Origin of the sequence: Salmonella sp. SAL4457, from assembly GCF_046548235.1 — a bacterium.
GTDB classification, from domain to species: domain Bacteria; phylum Pseudomonadota; class Gammaproteobacteria; order Enterobacterales; family Enterobacteriaceae; genus Salmonella; species Salmonella enterica.
In genome coordinates, this window is sequence record NZ_JBGDZO010000002.1 from 639390 (window position 1) to 656116 (window position 16727).

The 16727-nt window shown below is 46.2% G+C and carries 20 protein-coding genes; 10 read left to right on the forward strand and 10 right to left on the reverse strand.

The genetic code is table 11. The features are described from left to right. Positions 1-230: 230 nt before the first annotated feature. The 5 genes from ACLJNW_RS10695 to ACLJNW_RS10715 are packed head-to-tail and all read right to left on the reverse strand — an operon-like array spanning position 231 to position 3934. Positions 231-2564: a primase-helicase zinc-binding domain-containing protein gene (locus ACLJNW_RS10695; protein WP_024154763.1), complete on the reverse strand. Its 2334-nt coding sequence runs from the start codon at positions 2562-2564 to the stop codon at positions 231-233. A 14-nt stretch (positions 2565-2578) separates the two neighbouring features. Then, the gene (locus tag ACLJNW_RS10700) at positions 2579-2899 is read right to left on the reverse strand and encodes a DUF5375 domain-containing protein (RefSeq protein WP_024154762.1); all 321 of its coding nucleotides are present in this window, start codon (positions 2897-2899) and stop codon (positions 2579-2581) included. Next, positions 2896-3123: a hypothetical protein gene (locus ACLJNW_RS10705; protein WP_024154761.1), complete on the reverse strand. Its 228-nt coding sequence runs from the start codon at positions 3121-3123 to the stop codon at positions 2896-2898. Before ACLJNW_RS10705 ends, ACLJNW_RS10700 begins: the two co-directional genes overlap by 4 nt. Continuing rightward, entirely contained in the window at positions 3120-3671 is a 552-nt protein-coding gene (locus ACLJNW_RS10710) for a host cell division inhibitor Icd-like protein (protein WP_038804021.1), read from the reverse strand. The genes ACLJNW_RS10705 and ACLJNW_RS10710 overlap by 4 nt, the downstream gene beginning before the upstream one ends. After that, positions 3668-3934, reverse strand: a complete 267-nt coding sequence (locus ACLJNW_RS10715) for a helix-turn-helix transcriptional regulator (protein WP_000556587.1) — start codon at positions 3932-3934, stop codon at positions 3668-3670. Before ACLJNW_RS10715 ends, ACLJNW_RS10710 begins: the two co-directional genes overlap by 4 nt. Positions 3935-4474: 540 nt before the next feature. On the opposite strand from ACLJNW_RS10715, the gene ACLJNW_RS10720 reads away from it, so the two are divergent. The 5 genes from ACLJNW_RS10720 to ACLJNW_RS10740 all read left to right on the forward strand — a co-directional run bounded on the left by ACLJNW_RS10720 (position 4475) and on the right by ACLJNW_RS10740 (position 9827). Next, complete coding sequence (locus tag ACLJNW_RS10720; RefSeq protein ID WP_024154759.1) at positions 4475-5218, forward strand: hypothetical protein; 744 nt, start codon at positions 4475-4477, stop codon at positions 5216-5218. Between the two features lie 3 nt (positions 5219-5221). Beyond that, the gene (locus ACLJNW_RS10725; protein WP_024154758.1) at positions 5222-5461 is read left to right on the forward strand and encodes a bacteriophage gene regulatory protein; all 240 of its coding nucleotides are present in this window, start codon (positions 5222-5224) and stop codon (positions 5459-5461) included. Between the two features lie 13 nt (positions 5462-5474). Next, positions 5475-6029, forward strand: a complete 555-nt coding sequence (locus ACLJNW_RS10730; protein WP_024154757.1) for a phage polarity suppression protein — start codon at positions 5475-5477, stop codon at positions 6027-6029. Positions 6030-6301: 272 nt separating this feature from the next. Continuing rightward, positions 6302-7246, forward strand: a complete 945-nt coding sequence (locus ACLJNW_RS10735) for a DUF1837 domain-containing protein (RefSeq protein ID WP_024154755.1) — start codon at positions 6302-6304, stop codon at positions 7244-7246. Between the two features lies 1 nt (position 7247). Further along, complete coding sequence (locus tag ACLJNW_RS10740) at positions 7248-9827, forward strand: DEAD/DEAH box helicase (protein WP_024154754.1); 2580 nt, start codon at positions 7248-7250, stop codon at positions 9825-9827. A 22-nt stretch (positions 9828-9849) separates the two neighbouring features. Here ACLJNW_RS10740 and ACLJNW_RS10745 read toward each other — a convergent pair whose 3' ends face one another. The 4 genes from ACLJNW_RS10745 to ACLJNW_RS10760 form a co-directional block, all read right to left on the reverse strand. After that, a complete protein-coding gene (locus ACLJNW_RS10745; protein WP_024154753.1) occupies positions 9850-11037 on the reverse strand; it encodes an integrase domain-containing protein in 1188 nt (395 codons plus the stop codon). 339 nt (positions 11038-11376) lie between these two features. Further along, complete coding sequence (locus tag ACLJNW_RS10750; protein ID WP_024154752.1) at positions 11377-12411, reverse strand: hypothetical protein; 1035 nt, start codon at positions 12409-12411, stop codon at positions 11377-11379. 3 nt (positions 12412-12414) lie between these two features. Further along, positions 12415-13431, reverse strand: coding sequence for a tyrosine-type recombinase/integrase (locus ACLJNW_RS10755; protein ID WP_024154751.1), 1017 nt, complete (start codon positions 13429-13431; stop codon positions 12415-12417). Then, positions 13431-13997: a phage repressor protein CI gene (locus tag ACLJNW_RS10760; RefSeq protein ID WP_038804019.1), complete on the reverse strand. Its 567-nt coding sequence runs from the start codon at positions 13995-13997 to the stop codon at positions 13431-13433. Before ACLJNW_RS10760 ends, ACLJNW_RS10755 begins: the two co-directional genes overlap by 1 nt. A gap of 154 nt (positions 13998-14151) precedes the next feature. Here ACLJNW_RS10760 and ACLJNW_RS10765 point away from each other — a divergent pair, with 154 nt between their 5' ends. Then, positions 14152-14349, forward strand: coding sequence for a MerR family transcriptional regulator (locus ACLJNW_RS10765; RefSeq protein WP_024154749.1), 198 nt, complete (start codon positions 14152-14154; stop codon positions 14347-14349). Positions 14350-14395: 46 nt separating this feature from the next. Beyond that, complete coding sequence (locus ACLJNW_RS10770; RefSeq protein ID WP_024154748.1) at positions 14396-14899, forward strand: phage regulatory CII family protein; 504 nt, start codon at positions 14396-14398, stop codon at positions 14897-14899. 48 nt (positions 14900-14947) lie between these two features. Here the strand turns inward: ACLJNW_RS10770 and ACLJNW_RS10775 are convergent, their stop codons facing one another. Next, positions 14948-15409 (reverse strand): hypothetical protein, encoded by a 462-nt coding sequence (locus ACLJNW_RS10775; protein WP_000070842.1) that lies wholly within the window; start codon positions 15407-15409, stop codon positions 14948-14950. Between the two features lie 239 nt (positions 15410-15648). On the opposite strand from ACLJNW_RS10775, the gene ACLJNW_RS10780 reads away from it, so the two are divergent. The 3 genes from ACLJNW_RS10780 to ACLJNW_RS10790 are packed head-to-tail and all read left to right on the forward strand — an operon-like array spanning position 15649 to position 16692. After that, a complete protein-coding gene (locus tag ACLJNW_RS10780; RefSeq protein ID WP_000643375.1) occupies positions 15649-15876 on the forward strand; it encodes a phage filamentation protein Fil family protein in 228 nt (75 codons plus the stop codon). After that, positions 15866-16291, forward strand: a complete 426-nt coding sequence (locus tag ACLJNW_RS10785; RefSeq protein WP_000996837.1) for a hypothetical protein — start codon at positions 15866-15868, stop codon at positions 16289-16291. Before ACLJNW_RS10780 ends, ACLJNW_RS10785 begins: the two co-directional genes overlap by 11 nt. Continuing rightward, complete coding sequence (locus ACLJNW_RS10790; protein ID WP_024154747.1) at positions 16291-16692, forward strand: hypothetical protein; 402 nt, start codon at positions 16291-16293, stop codon at positions 16690-16692. The genes ACLJNW_RS10785 and ACLJNW_RS10790 overlap by 1 nt, the downstream gene beginning before the upstream one ends. Positions 16693-16727 lie beyond the last annotated feature (35 nt).

The window sequence follows — 16727 nt, forward strand, 5'->3', positions numbered from 1 at the left end:
CTCTTCACCTTTGTGATTTTTTCTCGCTCTGGATGCGCACGGTCAGGCGATGTGGTGGGGGGATAAAAAGTTTTTTTAGGTTTTACTGTTCACACTGTTCACCTTTTGTTTTTTTTCAATTATTTCATGGTGATAACGGGTGAATATACGGTGAAGGGTGAACAGTGGATTGTTCACCTTGCGGTAATAGTCAGAAAGAAAAAGACCGGCTTTTGCCGGTCTGAGGTTGGTTATGTCGCTGCGGGTTCGTCGCACTTCGGCAGCCAGTCGCCGTTGCTTTCATCCTTAAGCGTCAGGTTGGTCTGTGTACCCTGCTTGGTATGCCGCTTCTCATAATTCATCCCGTACTCTTTGAGCATCATCGGCAGCCCCAGCCCGAACATTTTCAGGCTGAGTACGTTCCTGTATCCGTTGGCCTCCATATAGACCAGATAGGCATGATAGAGATAGTTACGGGGCTGGCGCGGAATAATATTGGCATTCCCCATAAACATCCCGTTGGTATGCGGCAGCGCCTCCAGATAGCCACAAAAATCAAATGCCGGGTCAGCGTCGCGTTTGATGCTGAGTGCTTCGTCGGAGTTCTGCTGCGACTGGAGCAGTGCGCGGGCGCTCATTGGATCGCTGAACTTCTGCATAAGCTGACGCACAATGACGGCCAGTTCGCGCGCAATTTTATCCCTGAGCTGCGGGTCGCGTTCCTCCGGCGCAATCTGCTCCGGGAAGTGAATAATCACCCGGCGACGTGACACACCACCGCTGCGGTCGGTGAAGCGCATCGGGTTATTGTTCACGGCCAGAATCACCGCCGGAATATGCGTTGAATACGGGTTCTGATATTTCGGGTCAACCGATACCGCATCGCCGCCGGTGATGGCTTTAAGCCCGGCACCGTCGCCGCTCCATTTCTCCTGGTCAGGCAGGCGTATCAACGAGAAGCCAATCAGGGATGCACGTTTGCGGGGGTCTTCCAGCGTGTCGATGTCGGCCGACGTGGCGTTATCCTCCCCAGCGAGCAGGGTCGCAATTTCGGCGAGAATACTTTTCCCGCTGCCACCCGGCCCGGTCACTTCGAGAAAGAGCTGCCAGTCGTAACGGTTCGCCAGCACCATAAACAGGGCGGCCAGAATCACGTCGCGCTTTTCGGCATTACCGCTGGCTGCCCGGTCGAGCCAGCGCCAGAAGTTTGGCGCGTGTGTCTCCAGCGTTTCCCCCTCCACCGGTGGTGTAAAGTCGACATCGCACAGCGTACGCAACCAGTACGATTTATGGTGTGGACTGAATATGCCGGTGCTGGTATCAAGCACACCGTTACGGAAGCCAATCAGACGCCGCGCCGGTGCATCCTGCTGCGGAATAATCAGTTTCAGGGTCTCCACCACGGAGGCGATCCTCCCCGACGAGAACGGGGCACGCAGACGCTGGAACAGTCCGGCCACATCACGGGCAAAATCGGACGGCGGTATCACCTTCCAGATGCCATTTTCATAGCGGGACAGGAGCTGACCGTTCGCGTCCACAGCCAGCGCTTCGCCGTAATGATCATGCACCCGCATCGCCTTTTCGCTGGCGCTCATGGCGGTAAATTCAGCCTCGCTCATGGTATCGAACGGACTTTGCGCCGGTGGCCGGATAGCGTCATAAATGGCTTTGCGTGTCGCATCCTCGCCTTTTTGTTCAAATGCGTCATTCCAGTCACCGAACACCGGCGGCAGGGCAACCATGCCCTCACAGGCGTCTGCGGCCGCCGCGGCTTTACTCTGGCCGTCGCCGTTCAGGTCGCGGTCGGCAGCAAGGACAATCTGACAGGCTGGATGTTTTTGACGGGCAAGGCTCGCCAGAGAAAGGAGGTTCACGGACGACAGCGCCACCATGACGGTTTCGCCGGTCAGGTGATGCACGGTGAGCGCGGTAGCATAACCCTCCGCGATCCACAGGCGTTTTCCCGCCTGTTTTTGCCCTTCGATGATATGGCATGCCCCTTTGACCTGACCGCCTTTCAGGGTGCGTTTGAGACCGTCTGAATTGATAAGCTGAAGGTTAACCAGCACGCCGCTATCATCATACAGCGGGACAACCAAATCACCGGCGCGGAACGTCACACCGCCAGTTTTATGCATGGTCGTCAGCGTCAGACATTCCCGACCGGGAAAGCCCTTGCCAGTCAGATAAGCGTTGCCAGTGGTCGTGTGGGTTTTCTCCATCAGTTTTACGGTAAGCTCTGCCGCCGCTTTCCGGTCGGCCTCCGTTCCGGCTTCTGCGGCCGCAATCACCTCCGGGGCAACCGGCGACAGACTGCCGGTCACGGCGTTTACCTTCCCGGCGGCCTCAGAGGCTGATACACCGAACACCTTCTCGACCAGTTTCAGTCCGTCACCCGCGCCGCACTGGTTACAGAACCATGTGCCGCGCCCCTCTTTATCGTCAAAGCGGAAGCGGTCAGAGCCGCCGCACACCGGGCAGGACTGATGGCGGTTTTTAATGACCTTCACCCCCAGCGCCGGGAGAATGCGCGGCCAGTGGCCGCACGCCTGTTTCACGGTGTCCGTTACGTTCATTTTCATTGTGGTTGTCTCCCTCAGTGCAGTACCGGCGCGGTGATGTGACGGGCGCAAAGTTCATCCATCACGGCCAGCCCGAGAAAGGACAGCGACGGCGCGGCTTTGAGTGGACCGGCTTCCATTAAATCTTCGAGTAATGCACAGGCTATCTGGCGACCTTTTTCCTCGCCGTGCTGGCGCAGGTAGAAGCCCTCCAGCTCGTCAGCAATGGCATTTTCCAGCGCGTCGAGGGTGAGGTGCGGATAGCGGTGCTGATGGGTGCACAGGGTCAGCCAGGCACAGGCGACCGCGCGGCGGTATAGCGCAGCACGCAGAGCGGGGGATAATGCAGTTTTCATACGTTACCCTCCCCGGTCAGCCAGCGCTGGTTGCAGCGTTCGACCACACCGTCGAGCTGGGCGGTCATGAGGTAAATCACGGAGGTGAGCTGTAATTGTTGTGCGGGGTCACGGCGTACGGTGGTGCAGTCCTGCACCTGCATCAGTTCGCCGACAAGATGGCCGACGTTGCGCATATGCTCAAGGCATTCGAGGTCACGGGCGGTAATGGTGGTGTGTTTCATGCGTGCACCTCCAGAACCGGCAAACGGTCAGCGAACGAGAGGACGTAATCGCGAACGAGGGAAAGGCGTGCGGCGTGCTCATCACCGGCAACGGTGCGGAGCATGCAAATACGGGGTTTACGGTCTGCGCGACGAACGGCGGCAAACACAAAGACAAACTGCGGGTGTGACGGGGTGAGGGTCGTAGCCATAGTGGCAACCTCCAATGTTTGCATGTGACTGCTACCACTGGAAACGCCAATTTCACTGGTGGTAGCCCAGACGGGGTTGGCGTAACCGGCAACATTGGAAACCGGCGCTTCGTGAGAAGCCCCCGCCTGAGCCACCATTACACAAAGGATCCATAGACAGATAAATCTCTGGATCAAAAATGGATGCGCTGAGGCATAGACACAAAAAAAGACGCAAGGCGCGTCCGGTGTCGCCAATGTTGTAAACGGGACGCCAATCCCGGCTGCCGATTTTGCGACAGCGGGAAAACTATACCTGGAAACGGCGAACGGAAGCAAGCCAGAAAAAGGGGCTGTTTGCTGAACGGTCATCATCATGCGTCATAGCCCCGGTTACGTTCGGCAATGCGATCTGCCATCCATGCGGTGATTTCAGACTGCGCCCACGCCACATTTTTTCCGCCGAGGGAGATTTGTTTCGGGAAGGCTTCCCGGCTGATGAGGTCGTAAATGGTCGAGCGGGACAGGCCGCACAGATGCATCACTTCGGGCAGGCGAATAAAGCGCTCGTGAACGGTATCAGAAACCGGCATCAGCGGCGCGGCAGGGGCAGAAGACGGGGAAGAAAAAGCGGTGTGCATCGGGCTACCTCACAAAGTCCATACAGTGCCGGTCGTGTCCGTCCGGCTTCGGGTAGCTCTCTATTTTGTGAATATTTTCCCTCAGGGCAACAAGTCATTTTGTAGTACTCCACCACACAACAGAGCGATTTTTATACAGTGGCAAACGTTGGCCGTTTTTTGGCAAACGTTGGCAAACCGGTGGCCCATTGCTGATTACTTTTATTTATATACTTCTGTTTTTTAATCGCTAAAAAGTCTAATGGGCTGACTGGCTGAACAAAGTGAAGGGTGAACAGTGGTGAACAGACGGTGAACAGTCAGACCTTCAACTGTTCACCCTTTAACTTACTGTATTACTTATCTTTTTATTTAAGGTGAACAGTGGTGAATAGTTATAAGTAAAAAAACAAACGGTGAGTAAGGTTTTCCTGCGACCTTTCTCTGGCCAGCCTGATTTTAAGGTCTGTTTGTGCCAGCACTCTGACAACGGCAATGAATCGTGTTGTTGTGCAGGAGGCGTCAGAATCATTTCAGGTTGAACACACGGAGAGCCTGAACATGAAACCCGAACTCATTATCAAAGCCATGCAGACCGTTATCAGTAAACAGGATGAAGGCGCGGAACAACGTATTGCCGGTGCGCTGGCCGCACTTAATGAAGCAAAAGACGCACACACGGCCAGCATGGGTAAACTCAGCGACATTGAAGCTTCCATTCAGCGTTGTGAGCAGGAACGACAGACTGCCCTCAGTGAAAGCGCACAGGCCGAACAGGACTGGCGCAGCCGCTTTCGAACCCTGCGCGGCAACCTCACTCCTGAACTGAAAGCTGAACACAGTAAACGTATCGCCAGCCGAGAACTGGCTGATGAGTTCACCGGTCTGATTACCGAGCTGGAGAAAGACAAAGGCCTCGCCATGCTTGGAGCATGCTCCTCCGGTACGGCTTATATCAGCGCCCACGAAAAAGCATTCACCACTTACGCCAACAGCGAATGGAAGAAAGTGCTGGCCGGTATCAGCCCTGCACTGTTACGTGCCTTCCTGTTGCGTATACGGTCGCTGGAAATGAGCGGAGAAACCTCGCCGCGTGCGACCGTGACCCGCGAGCTGGGCGATGCCTTGAATCTGCAGTCAGCCCTGTATCATTTCGATATGGAGCAGGAGCCGGTTCTGTCCGTAACGGGCATGAATCGCCCGGTCATAACCGGGGTTGATATGGCGCTGTTAAGAAGCCCGGCCAGACGGATGAAGCTTGCCGCTGAACTGGCCGCAAAAGACCACGAACAGGCAGAGGGCTGAATTATGTTTCACTGTCCGTTCTGCAAAAAGACCGCGCACGTCCGTACCAGCCGTTATCTGTCGGAAAACGTCAAACAGCGTTATCACCAGTGTACCAATATCGAATGCTCGGCCACTTTCCGCACCATCGAGTCGGTTGACGGTGTGATACGTGCCGCACCGGAAAAAACCGACCCCGCACCGGTGACGCCACCGCCGCCGCGTAAAGTACAGGGCTGTTACAGATCGCCGTTCCGGCATTAATCAGGAGAGACTCGTGACCACTGTGACCATACAGCAGGCCTTTGAGGCCTGTCAGACGAACAAAAACACCTGGCTGAAACGTAAAGCCGAACTGGCTGACCTTGAACTTGAATACCGTGAACAGCTCCTTGCCGGTGACGAACAAATCCCGCGCAGAATGCAGGATTTACGCGACAATATCGACGTGAAAAAGTGGGAGATTAATCAGGCCGCCGGTCGCTATATCCGCTCACATGAGGAGGTGCAGCACATCAGCATCCGCAACCGGCTCCATGACTTTATGCAGCAGCACGGCGCGGAGCTGGCACCTGAGCTGATGGGGTATAACGAACAGCTTCCCGCAGTAAAACAGAGCGCCATGCAGCACTCGGTTGATTATCTGCGTGAAGCCCTGTCGGTGTGGCTGGCCGCAGGTGAAAAAATTAATTATTCCGTGCAGGACAGCGATATTTTAACGGCCATCGGATTCAGGCCTGATGCGGCCTCGCGGGATGATAATCGCCAGAAATTCACCCCGGCACAGAACCTGATTTACACCCGCCGACGCGCAGAACTGGCCGCACAGTAGCACGCGAAAAAATCCCCGAAAATTCCGCTATTTTTCCCGCAAAAAGCCATGCATCCATAAGGTGCATGGTTTTGCATGCAAATCCCCGTATTTTTTATCCCACGCAACACCAGTACCGGCGCGGCCTGAGTCGGTTTATGCACCTGCATTAAAAGCGCCCCGGGAAGCGGGCAGGCGTGGCGGGGAGAGCATTGCGCGCCATCTATTTCATTAAAAATCAATAAGAGTTATCTTTTAAGTCACGATTGGGGGGCTACAGCATAGGATGTGTTATGGATGCTTTACAGACTGCGTTAGAGAAGTTGTTGAGGGATGATGGCGATACGATTTATAGCTACTTTCATGAAATTAAATCAGATTATTTGATTGAGGGAACTTCTGCATCCTGCCACTTTCATTGTATCAATTTAGATGGAAATGGACGCCCCAAAATCAATGCACTTATTCAATTTCTAGTTGGGAAAGTGATCGACTACTCAATTCCTCGTAAAAAGATAAATGAGGCGATGCAATATCAGCGTGATACAGGATCAACCCTTAAAATTACTAAATTATTTATGCAGGCTATGGGATTGTTTACCAGCCTTTCAAATAGTGGTGAGGGTGGGGAGTTAATACTGTTCTTATTTGCGGAGAAATTCCTAAAACTCCCACAAATAATTTGCAAAATGAACCTTAAAACTAATCCAGAAATGCATTACCACGGTGCAGACGGCGTACATATAGGCGTTGACAATCAGAGCCAGAAATTGTGTTTGTATTGGGGGGAGTCAAAGTTATATTCTGATTTAACTCAGGCGATTTATAAATGCATGAAGAGCATATCTCCTTTGATTACTAGTTCATTTGGTAGTGGTAGTGCGGAGGAAAGAGATATTCAACTACTCAGCGACTTTATGAATGTTGATGATCCTAAACTAGAAATTGCCTTAAAAAAATTCTTGGATCCTGATGAGCCTGAATTTAATAAATTAGAATATCGAGGGATTTGTTTGGTAGGTTTTGATATTGATGATTATCCATCTGAACCCAATAAGTTGAATATTAATGGATTGGCTGATTCGTTTAGCAGCAAGATTGATACTTGGAGAGATAGCATAAAAAAAAGAATAGTTGAGGAAAATATTCATGGGATATCATTACATGTGTTTTTAATTCCGTTTCCATCAGTAGATAGTTTTAGAAAGGCATTGGTTGCCTCTCTGGTAGGAGAGTGACATGAGTATGAAAGATCTACCTAATTGGTTAGTTCGTAATAAAGGTTTTATCAAGAAATTAGAGAAACTAACTATCGCATCAGTAGTTGGACAATTCCCTTCTGTTAGGGCATCTCATGAAAATGATATTTCTGATTTGGATATCAGCTATCTATTGACCTGCGGAAGTATTTTATCACAATCAAATGATGAACTCTGCCAAGATTCGGCCTTGAGGATTTCTCAATATTGTTTAATTAACTCTGTTAATGTGCAGAGAAAAGATAGTGCCGCATTGATTTTAGATACTTTGGCAAATAATGCTACAGTAGAGCTAGCAGTAGAAAAAGGATTTCTGAGCGAGGGGTTTGAGAAAAGGCTACCTATAGCTGGTCAGCTTGAAGCCATGAAGCGAAAAATTGAACATACAATAGAGATTGGAAATGATAAGTTTATTTATGCAAACAAATTTCAATCTGAATTTTGGGATAGTGCTCAACAAAACGAATGGATAAGTGTCTCTGCTCCAACATCAGTTGGTAAATCCTTCATTTTAGAATCATGGGTGGAGGACTATATTTTCAAAAGAGATAAAAGTTTAATTGTTTATCTGGTACCTACGAGAGCATTAATTAGTGAGGTGTTTGAGTCTATCGTAACACGACTTGACCCATATAGAACCGGAGTGATTAATATACAAACCTTGCCTCTTAGAACTGCTTATGACAACTCTAAGACAAATGTTTTTATATTCACTCAAGAAAGGCTTAATATATTTTATAACTCTCTGAATGAAAAGCCGATAGTAGATCTTTTAATAATAGATGAAGCTCATAAAATTGGTGATTCTCTCCGAGGTATATTCTTGCAGTATGTATTGGAAATGACATGTGCAAGGAATAGACATATTAAAGTTATTTTCGCTAGCCCTTTTACTTCCAACCCTGAACTATTGTTATCAGATGCACCATATAAAGGAAAAACAAGCGTTATAAAAAGTAGCTATGTTACTGTTAACCAAAATTTAATTTGGGTGGAACAACGCCAAAATACGCCTAAAAAATGGCGGATGTACTTTTTTTTCAGAGGCGAACGGCAATTTATAGGGGATTTTGATTTAGAAAATACGCCGTCTTCGGACAGTAAAAGATTGTCCTTTGTCGCACTTACGCTGGGAAGACATGCTTCAGGTAATGTAGTTTATGTAAACGGCGCTGCTGATGCTGAAAAAACGGCTAAACAAATTGCAGATGGTTTGAATTATGATACTGAGGATGAAGATGTTTTAAACTTGATTGAGTTAAGCGAGAAAGTTATTCATGAACGATTTGCGCTTAATGTTACTTTGAGGAAAGGGGTTGCATTTCATTATGGGAATATGCCATTAATAATAAAGACTGAGGTCGAGAGGTTATTTAGTAAAGGGAAAATAAAATATTTAATTTGTACTTCCACTCTAGTAGAAGGTGTAAATTTGGCCTGTAAAAATATTTTTATTCGCGGGCCTAAAAAAGGTAGTGGAAAACCTATGCAAGAGGATGACTTTTGGAATTTGGCCGGTAGGGCTGGACGATGGGGGAAAGAATTTCAAGGAAATGTGATTTGTGTTGACACTAATAATGAAAGAATATGGAATGGTACTCCTCCAATTAGTAAGAAAAATATTAAAATAATTCGTGCGACAGACTCACTGCATGACGAGGTTAATTCTATTTACGAATACATTGACTCACCTCATCATTATGGAATGACACGAGCAAACCCAAAATTGCAGGGGTTACTTAGTTATTTATGTATTTCACATTATCTTCATGATGGGCTGGTTTTTAATCCTTACATTGAAAAGTATAATTTAGAAAACTTAGACGAATTGGATGCTAAAATTACTGAAGTATTGGATTTATTGAGTTTCCCTCTTGAGGTGGTAACTCGTAATCCAGGCATTAGCCCAATATTAATGCAAAGTTTGTGGAATAGGTTTTGTGACTGTGATAAAGATAATTTAGAAAACCTACTCTTAGCTGACCCGTCAAGCGATGATGCTTTATCCTCATATGTCGCAGCATTTACACGTATATCTGACACGATGAGCATCGAGTTAGGATATAATTCTAAAGGTGCATTTGTTCTTGCCCTACTGGTCATTAAATGGATGAGGGGATATCCGCTAGCAAGATTGATATCTGAAAGAATAGATTATTTTAAAAAGAAAAAGAAAGAATACAAAGAACCTTCTGTAATAAGAAACGTTATGGAGGATGTAGAGCGAGTTGCTAGGTATCAAGCCCCGAAATTACTTTCTTGCTATAATGATCTATTAAGGTATTTTTATATTTCTGAAGGTCGGGCAGACCTTGTCGAATACATTGATGATGTAGGGGTTTTTTTAGAACTTGGAGTAAGTATAAAGACGCAAATATCTCTGATTAGCTTAGGTTTCTCACGAACGTCAGCCGTTATGATATCTGAGTATATTACAAGTGATAATTTAGATGAGCTATCTTGTATGCAATGGATTAATGAAAATAGCAGTTTACTTGATGACTTACCTGCATTAGTAAAAATGGAAATTTACTCAATCGTTAATGGGATTGAATTATAAATAATGGAGGGGGAACCCTCCATTATTGTTTTACAAATAAACCCCACCAATGTATTAGATCTCTTCTTTGCACCAGATATGTTGAGCGATTATAAGCTCTTCGTACTTCATTTTTATCAGTATGAGCTAAAGCTGCTTCAATTACATCAGGATTGAAATTAGCTTCATTCATAGCAGTACTAGCAATTGATCTCAGGCCATGAGCTACTAATCTGCCACCATATCCAATACGTTTCAAAGCGGCATTGGCTGTTTGGCTATTCATTGCTTTTTTTGGATCATTTCTACTGGGAAAAACATGTTCACGATGAGCACTGATAGGCTTCATAACTTCCAAAATATCTAAAGCCTGAGGTGATAAAGGAACTATGTGTTCCCGCTTAGCCTTCATCCGTTCGGCTGGAATCGTCCAGAGTTTGGCATCGAGATCGATCTCTACCCAGCGAGCACCAGAAGCCTCAGAAGGACGCACTAGGGTCAGAAGCTGCCACTCAATAAGACAGCGAGTCGAAACAGATAGATTTGACATGACCAGAGAACGCATCAGCTTGGGTAATTCTTCTGGTCGTAGCGTGGGCATGTTTTGCTTTTTGGGTTTCTCAAATGCCATTCCAACACCTGACGCCGGATTTGCATCAATCAGACCTGTATTAACCGCGTAAATCATTATCTCGTTAATACGCTGGACTAGGCGACGAACCGTCTCTAATGCGCCACGTGCTTTTATTGGCTCCAATGCTTCAACAATCGTTCTGGCCTTAATCTCCTGAACTGGTATCGCACCGATTGCCGGGAACACGTCTTTATCCAAAGAACGCCAAATATCCTTTGCATAATCCTCTGTGACACCTCTGCTTTTAATCTGGAACCAGTTAGCAGCTACTGTTGAGAAAATGCTGTCTAACTCAATCTGGCGTTGTTCTGACGCCTGCTCCTGTTGCTGTTGTGGATCCATGCCTTGCGCAAGCGTGATTAAGTGCTGGTCGCGTATCTGACGTGCTGCTGCGAGTGTAAGGGCAGGGTATGAGCCGAGACTCAAATTTGTGCGGCTGCTGCTTCCCGGTCGTTGATAACGGAAGCGCCAGAGTTTTTTACCAGTGGTTTTGACGAGCAAGAACAAGCCATCACCATCATGAAGGGTGAAGTCTTTTTCACGGGGTTTGGCTTTAAGGATTTCATTGTTAGTGAGGGGGCGTGTGATACGCGCCATATCTGGATCCCTTCCATAATTGGTACACGTTTAATGGACCACAGTATAGCGTGTACCTAAACGTGTACCAATTTTCTCTGGATTTAGCCGGATGTTCTCGGACAACGACAGACACAAAAAAGCCCGCAGGGCTTGTGCCGTGCGGGCTTTCTGTACTTCACCGGACGTATCCGGATCATGATTTGGTGGAGCTGGCGGGAGTTGAACCCGCGTCCGAAATTCCTACATTCTTACAATTACTATGTTAAATCAATAGATTCTCAATTTTATCAATCACATGGTTGTTAGTAGTTCATAGTGATGAGTAGTGGTTTGGCTATCGGGTGGACAAAATGTGGATCATGATGCTCTTCTAATGAAACTGCTGATACGAGATGATGATTTTTTAACAGTCCAAGAGTTCCACTCTGGAAATATATATTCGCTCATATATGAATATTGTACTACAGCATCGGGGACAATATATCCGTAGGCTTTCAGATCTATAGTGTCAAGAATATCCTGTGTTAACAAAAAGTACGCTTTTAATACACGTTTTAAATTTTCTTCATTTTCAAAACGTGAACAGAAATAGAATGAATTAGTATCTATTATGAATGAATACTTGGTGATTATTGGACTTAATTGTAAGTTTGAAGATATACTTGTCATTGCAGATTCTATTTTGTATATAATTTCGAAACAGTCCGGTTCATGAACCGTGTATCTCAACTCATCAATCAAAGCATCAATGCCCCTCCATAAAGACTTTAATGAATTAATTAGAGTGGTGGAAATGGAAAAATCATTGTCGTATGTGGATGCTTTATTGAAAATTTTCTTGTAAAGTTTAAATGGAGCAATGATTTTTATTTCAATCTCACTTTCAACTACTTTTTTTGTGACAATTGAGTGTGGGCTCTCCATTGTTTCAATTATGTATACATTTTTTTTTATAGATGTATTGAAATATTCAATGTAATTTTTTTGATGAGAATAAAACAAGTCTGTTCTATTCTTTAATTTTGTCTGTTGAATTTGCTCATCCGTTTGAATTGTCCTGTGTATGTTGTTAACGATTGCAACAAAAGGTATGCATAACGACAACAAACCTAAGGGGAGTTTACTTATACTGATGAAGTTATTAAATCCTTCTTGGTTAAATTGGAATTTATAATTTGCCCAAGAAAATAATCCAAAATAGATAAAGCTAATAAACGGGATTCTTATAGATGACCAGAATAAAGCTTGCTTTGTTAATGGTTCTGAGTTCATAGAAAAAGCATTTCTTGCACTAATGTAGATTAATTCAAATGCAAGGTAGAAAAAGAAAAACAACAAAGCGACCAAAGAATAAAAAGAATCTTGACTAATCTTATTGATAAAAATATCCATGACTTAGTCCGTTAAGTTTGAAAGAGGGTTTTTTGTTACTGCATCTTCTAAATGTGTTGGCGCAAAGTGTGCATATATCATAGTCATTTTTATATCAGAATGTCCTAATATTTCCTTTAGAACTAAAATATTTCCACCATTCATCATAAAGTGACTAGCGAAAGTATGACGTAGTATATGTGTACACTGCCCATCTGGCAACTCAATACCTGATTTATTAACAATTCGCTCGAAAGTTTTGCGACAGGGGGTGAACAGTCGCCCTCTCAATTTAGGTATCTGATCATAAAGCTCCTTGGCGATAGGAATAGAACGAACCTTTTTATTTTTTGTATTTCTATATGTGATTCTATAAGGCGTAACTTGGGCACCTTCAAGGTTTTCAGCCTCACTCCATCTGGCGCCAGTTGCTAAGCAGATTTTCGATATAATAGATACACTGGGATTATTTGATTCATCAAGATGTTTCAGCAGTATTTTGATTTCATTTGGGTAGAGAAAAGACACCATCTTCTCATCTATTTTAAACGTCGGAATTCCAGCTAAAGGATTAGCTAGGGGCCAATGGCCTAACTTTTTTAGTGTACCAAAAACAGCGGAAAGATTACGCTGTTCATGATTAACAGTTTGAGGTCGTATTGGCATACAGCGTCCGTTTATGTCTGGTATCTCTCCTTTTAATCTGCCTTCGCGATATTTGCTAAAGTCAGCCGCAGTAATATTTGCTGCGATAGGATTACCCATGCCAGCACAGATTGCTTTAAGTTTAGACATCATGCGACCAGAATCTGCAAGGGTTCTTCCATAGAGCGAATACCATTGTTCAATGATTTCTGATAGGCGTCTATTATCCTGCTTCTCAGCTATCCAAGGCTTATCTTCAATCTCGCTAGCGATGTACTTTTCATAAGCTAACGCCTCGCCTTTAGTTACAAATTTTTTACGAATGCGCTTTCCCTTAATACCGTTTGGTCGAAGATCGCAAAGCCATTCTCCAGTATCTAGCTTTCTTACAGTCATTATGCGTTTATAACCATTGTCATAATTACTTTACCAATAACTTTTACGTCTTCTGAATCACAATCTAGAGGATATTTACCCCAGTCAATACGCAGTTTATTCCCTGGTAAAAGAGTTAGTTCTTTAATACTTTGAGTGTCAGAGTACTCTATTAAAAACTTCCCGTCTCCGACAGCATAATCGGCCTTATCAATGAGGTACTTTATCTGTCCATCAATAATAAATTCTACATCTCCCTGATGGTTCGGAATGATTGTCTTATCAAAAATAAGAGATGAAATTTTAATCAAATTAGAACCATCAATTCTATAAGCAGGAATACGGATTGTGTCGCTTGAAAGGTGATCGAACATTGCACCTTCACCAGTGACCAGCCAGTGCAGGGACGCCCCAGTTTCCAGAGCGCAACGTATTGCTATATCAGCAGGGTAATTGTCTCGCATGATTCTGTTTCCGAGAGAGCTATTAGTTATACCCAGATGTTTGGCTAACTGGTTACGGGATGTGAACCCGTAAACCTCACAAATGCGTTCGATAGCCTGTCGTGCACCCGTTTCTAAATTCATAATGAACACCAAAGGTTGTCTTTATCTCTTGACAAATCATTTTGTCGTCCATAGGATGGCCATGAACACCAAAACCTGTCATTTGCTGTTAACTACTATCAACTGCTGTTAACTACTCGCAATAGTTAATAACTTAAAGGAGTGAGTTTGCCTCATGAGCCAGACTGTTTCAACACATAGCGAAAACCGTTGGGTGCCATTGAAAGCCTTTTGCGAACGCACTGGCATAAAAGAAAGCACAGCTCGTTACTACCTCAAAAATGGAAAGTTACCAATAAAACCAAAAGATAAGGCTAAAGGCCGAGTGTATGTCGATTGGTTTTCTTGGAACGCAGGAACAATAGTTCACTGATCGTGCATGTGCCATCGCACTTTGAATGATTTCGGAGATGGTTACTATGTTTGATTATCAAACCTCCAAACATGCTCACTTTGATGCGGCTTGCCGAGCATTTGCGATTGAGCACAATCTGGAAGATGTGGCTGCTGCTGTTGGTATGAGGCCGCAGATCCTGCGCAACAAATTGAATCCAGCACAGCCGCACCGTTTAACCTGTGATGAGCTTTTGGCCATTACGGATTACACCGAAGATGCGCGTTTACTGGATGGGATGCTGGGGCAGATTAACTGTCTTCCATCCGTGCCGGTGAACAATGCTACAGAAGCCAACATGCAACTGTGTGCTCTTAGCGCCACCGCCAGTGTGGGCGCAATTGCTGGGGAAGCCGTATCAACTGGTCACATGACCGCCGCCCGCCGTACACAAATTCTTGAGCGCGCTCGCGATGCTATCCGTAGCCTTTCCGTGTTGGCTTACACCGTTGAAAGCCGTATCCATTCTGCGCCGGTTTTAGCCGCAGCGGTGGATCTGGTCACGACGAATGCCACCGGTTTGATGTGAACAAGGCGCTATAACAGCGCCATGACCATAGAAGAAATTGTTATGCAATTACTTAGGAATACCACCCGCCAGCAAGGCCATGAGTTTTTCAAACTTCGTCAGCGGTTCAATGTCGCGGCGAAGCTCGATAGATGCTCTGTTTCTTGCGGGGTTGTAGAGGGAAGTCGGGGCGTTACTGTCGAATTCTTCGAGTTCATCCAGACGTCTGGCGATTTCAGCATCACTTGCTGCATGGATATCACTAAGCAACCGGGAGTATCGCTTTTTTTGGGCATCTGCGCAGGCTGCTTTATCGGCGGGTTTATATGCCACCCGGTAGGCAGAAAAAATGACAGCGAGAATACCGCACAGCCAGCCGAACTGAACGCCGACGCTAGTAAGTCCTCCAGTAAGGATAAGCAAAAAATTCATCAGGTTATCAGTGCGCCGGTTGAATGTTTCGGTCATCACTTCGAGGTAATAGCAGTAGGTGGCCTGAAATATCAGGTCAGTTGCTGGCTGGTTACTCATAGTCGTTTATTCCTGTTTTTTCTCACCTTTCTCACTCTGATCCTTCAGTGGGGCAGGTGCGGGTTTATGAAGTCGATGAAATTTGTTGTCGTCATCGTCGGCCATGTTTGTAGCTCCTGTGTGTGGTTGAATTTTAAACCGGGATGTCTTGGCAGATCCTCCGGTACTCGATCGCATACCCATGTGCCGGGCATGGCTAAATACCCCGGCAATCATACTGTTACGCAGTGAGGGAAACAATGAAAGCGTTTGTGACTTACCTGAAAAAAGAATCACCGGCTATGCAGTTACCCAGTGGTTCAACCGGTTGGATAGAACTGCCGAACGGCCAGCGCTGGAATCCTGGTCACACCTATAAATTCAATGCACATGAGTCTGTCCAGATGAAGGGCGGTTCTGTTCTGCGTTTCCTGACGACTAAAACCCGCCGCCTGCTGGGAATGGTTGGGGGGCGTTATGGCAATTAACCAGGAACAGCAAAAGCGTGGGCTGGATCATCTTAAAAAGATTCGGCGCAAATATTTCAGTACTAGCAGTGAAGCCGCTGAATGGTGGGACAACCTGACACCAGAATGGCGCGGGGTGGTTCTTCATGCTGCTGCAATCAATTCCAGATCCGGCGTTTTTAAACGCAGCTTAAGTAATTGTTGCTGGCGAGAACTTTTTGAGCGGTTGGAGTATCGGGACATGATACAGCTGCGCCAGGGAATTTCCCGTGCTCGTTTAACTTTTAGCGGATTCGGGAGTTTACGGGACAGTGATTTCTCCAGACGAACCGCTGAACGTCCAGTAAAAATCGTCCATCCCATTAATACCAGGAACAAAGTGCAGATGATTATCGCACCTCATATTGTCCATAAATTGCAGCAGGGGAATCACTGATGAGCATTATTTCTGTAGAGGGTAAATCGTTGGGGGCTGAACTGGCTGTGTGGGGAGTCCCGCATAACTACGCGGTAGCGTTTGCAGAGAAAAGCACCAGTAAAAATGGTCGTATTGCGTTGCATCCATTCTTCTTTAATGACACTGAGCACATGACTAATCCGCGTCACTGGCTGGCAATCAATGCCGCTTTCTGGTGCTGCGTGTACCGCGAGGCCGAAAGCAAAGAGGAACAGATTGAAGCACTGGCGGGGATTCGCGCAATTTTCTATACAGCCGGGGCGCTGGGTGTTGGCGAGATAAAGGCGCTAATCCAGGAGTGGTGGCGGACAACCTATGAGCTGCACCTGATTCCGGCACCGAACTACTCCGCCGCCACAGTACACCCCACTTTTCACTAATTAACTACCTGAATTTTTTGGCCACGGTTCAAGTG

What these genes read in the sequence shown, in the direction of transcription:
- ACLJNW_RS10695 (WP_024154763.1), bottom strand. Translation starts at nt 2,564, where the DNA reads ATGAAAATGAACGTAACGGACACCGTGAAACAGGCGTGCGGCCACTGG.
- ACLJNW_RS10700 (WP_024154762.1), bottom strand. Translation starts at nt 2,899, where the DNA reads ATGAAAACTGCATTATCCCCCGCTCTGCGTGCTGCGCTATACCGCCGC.
- ACLJNW_RS10705 (WP_024154761.1), bottom strand. Translation starts at nt 3,123, where the DNA reads ATGAAACACACCACCATTACCGCCCGTGACCTCGAATGCCTTGAGCAT.
- ACLJNW_RS10710 (WP_038804021.1), bottom strand. Translation starts at nt 3,671, where the DNA reads ATGATGATGACCGTTCAGCAAACAGCCCCTTTTTCTGGCTTGCTTCCG.
- ACLJNW_RS10715 (WP_000556587.1), bottom strand. Translation starts at nt 3,934, where the DNA reads ATGCACACCGCTTTTTCTTCCCCGTCTTCTGCCCCTGCCGCGCCGCTG.
- ACLJNW_RS10720 (WP_024154759.1), top strand. Translation starts at nt 4,475, where the DNA reads ATGAAACCCGAACTCATTATCAAAGCCATGCAGACCGTTATCAGTAAA.
- ACLJNW_RS10725 (WP_024154758.1), top strand. Translation starts at nt 5,222, where the DNA reads ATGTTTCACTGTCCGTTCTGCAAAAAGACCGCGCACGTCCGTACCAGC.
- ACLJNW_RS10735 (WP_024154755.1), top strand. Translation starts at nt 6,302, where the DNA reads ATGGATGCTTTACAGACTGCGTTAGAGAAGTTGTTGAGGGATGATGGC.
- ACLJNW_RS10740 (WP_024154754.1), top strand. Translation starts at nt 7,248, where the DNA reads ATGAGTATGAAAGATCTACCTAATTGGTTAGTTCGTAATAAAGGTTTT.
- ACLJNW_RS10745 (WP_024154753.1), bottom strand. Translation starts at nt 11,037, where the DNA reads ATGGCGCGTATCACACGCCCCCTCACTAACAATGAAATCCTTAAAGCC.
- ACLJNW_RS10750 (WP_024154752.1), bottom strand. Translation starts at nt 12,411, where the DNA reads ATGGATATTTTTATCAATAAGATTAGTCAAGATTCTTTTTATTCTTTG.
- ACLJNW_RS10755 (WP_024154751.1), bottom strand. Translation starts at nt 13,431, where the DNA reads ATGACTGTAAGAAAGCTAGATACTGGAGAATGGCTTTGCGATCTTCGA.
- ACLJNW_RS10760 (WP_038804019.1), bottom strand. Translation starts at nt 13,997, where the DNA reads ATGAATTTAGAAACGGGTGCACGACAGGCTATCGAACGCATTTGTGAG.
- ACLJNW_RS10765 (WP_024154749.1), top strand. Translation starts at nt 14,152, where the DNA reads ATGAGCCAGACTGTTTCAACACATAGCGAAAACCGTTGGGTGCCATTG.
- ACLJNW_RS10770 (WP_024154748.1), top strand. Translation starts at nt 14,396, where the DNA reads ATGTTTGATTATCAAACCTCCAAACATGCTCACTTTGATGCGGCTTGC.
- ACLJNW_RS10775 (WP_000070842.1), bottom strand. Translation starts at nt 15,409, where the DNA reads ATGAGTAACCAGCCAGCAACTGACCTGATATTTCAGGCCACCTACTGC.
- ACLJNW_RS10780 (WP_000643375.1), top strand. Translation starts at nt 15,649, where the DNA reads ATGAAAGCGTTTGTGACTTACCTGAAAAAAGAATCACCGGCTATGCAG.
- ACLJNW_RS10785 (WP_000996837.1), top strand. Translation starts at nt 15,866, where the DNA reads ATGGCAATTAACCAGGAACAGCAAAAGCGTGGGCTGGATCATCTTAAA.
- ACLJNW_RS10790 (WP_024154747.1), top strand. Translation starts at nt 16,291, where the DNA reads ATGAGCATTATTTCTGTAGAGGGTAAATCGTTGGGGGCTGAACTGGCT.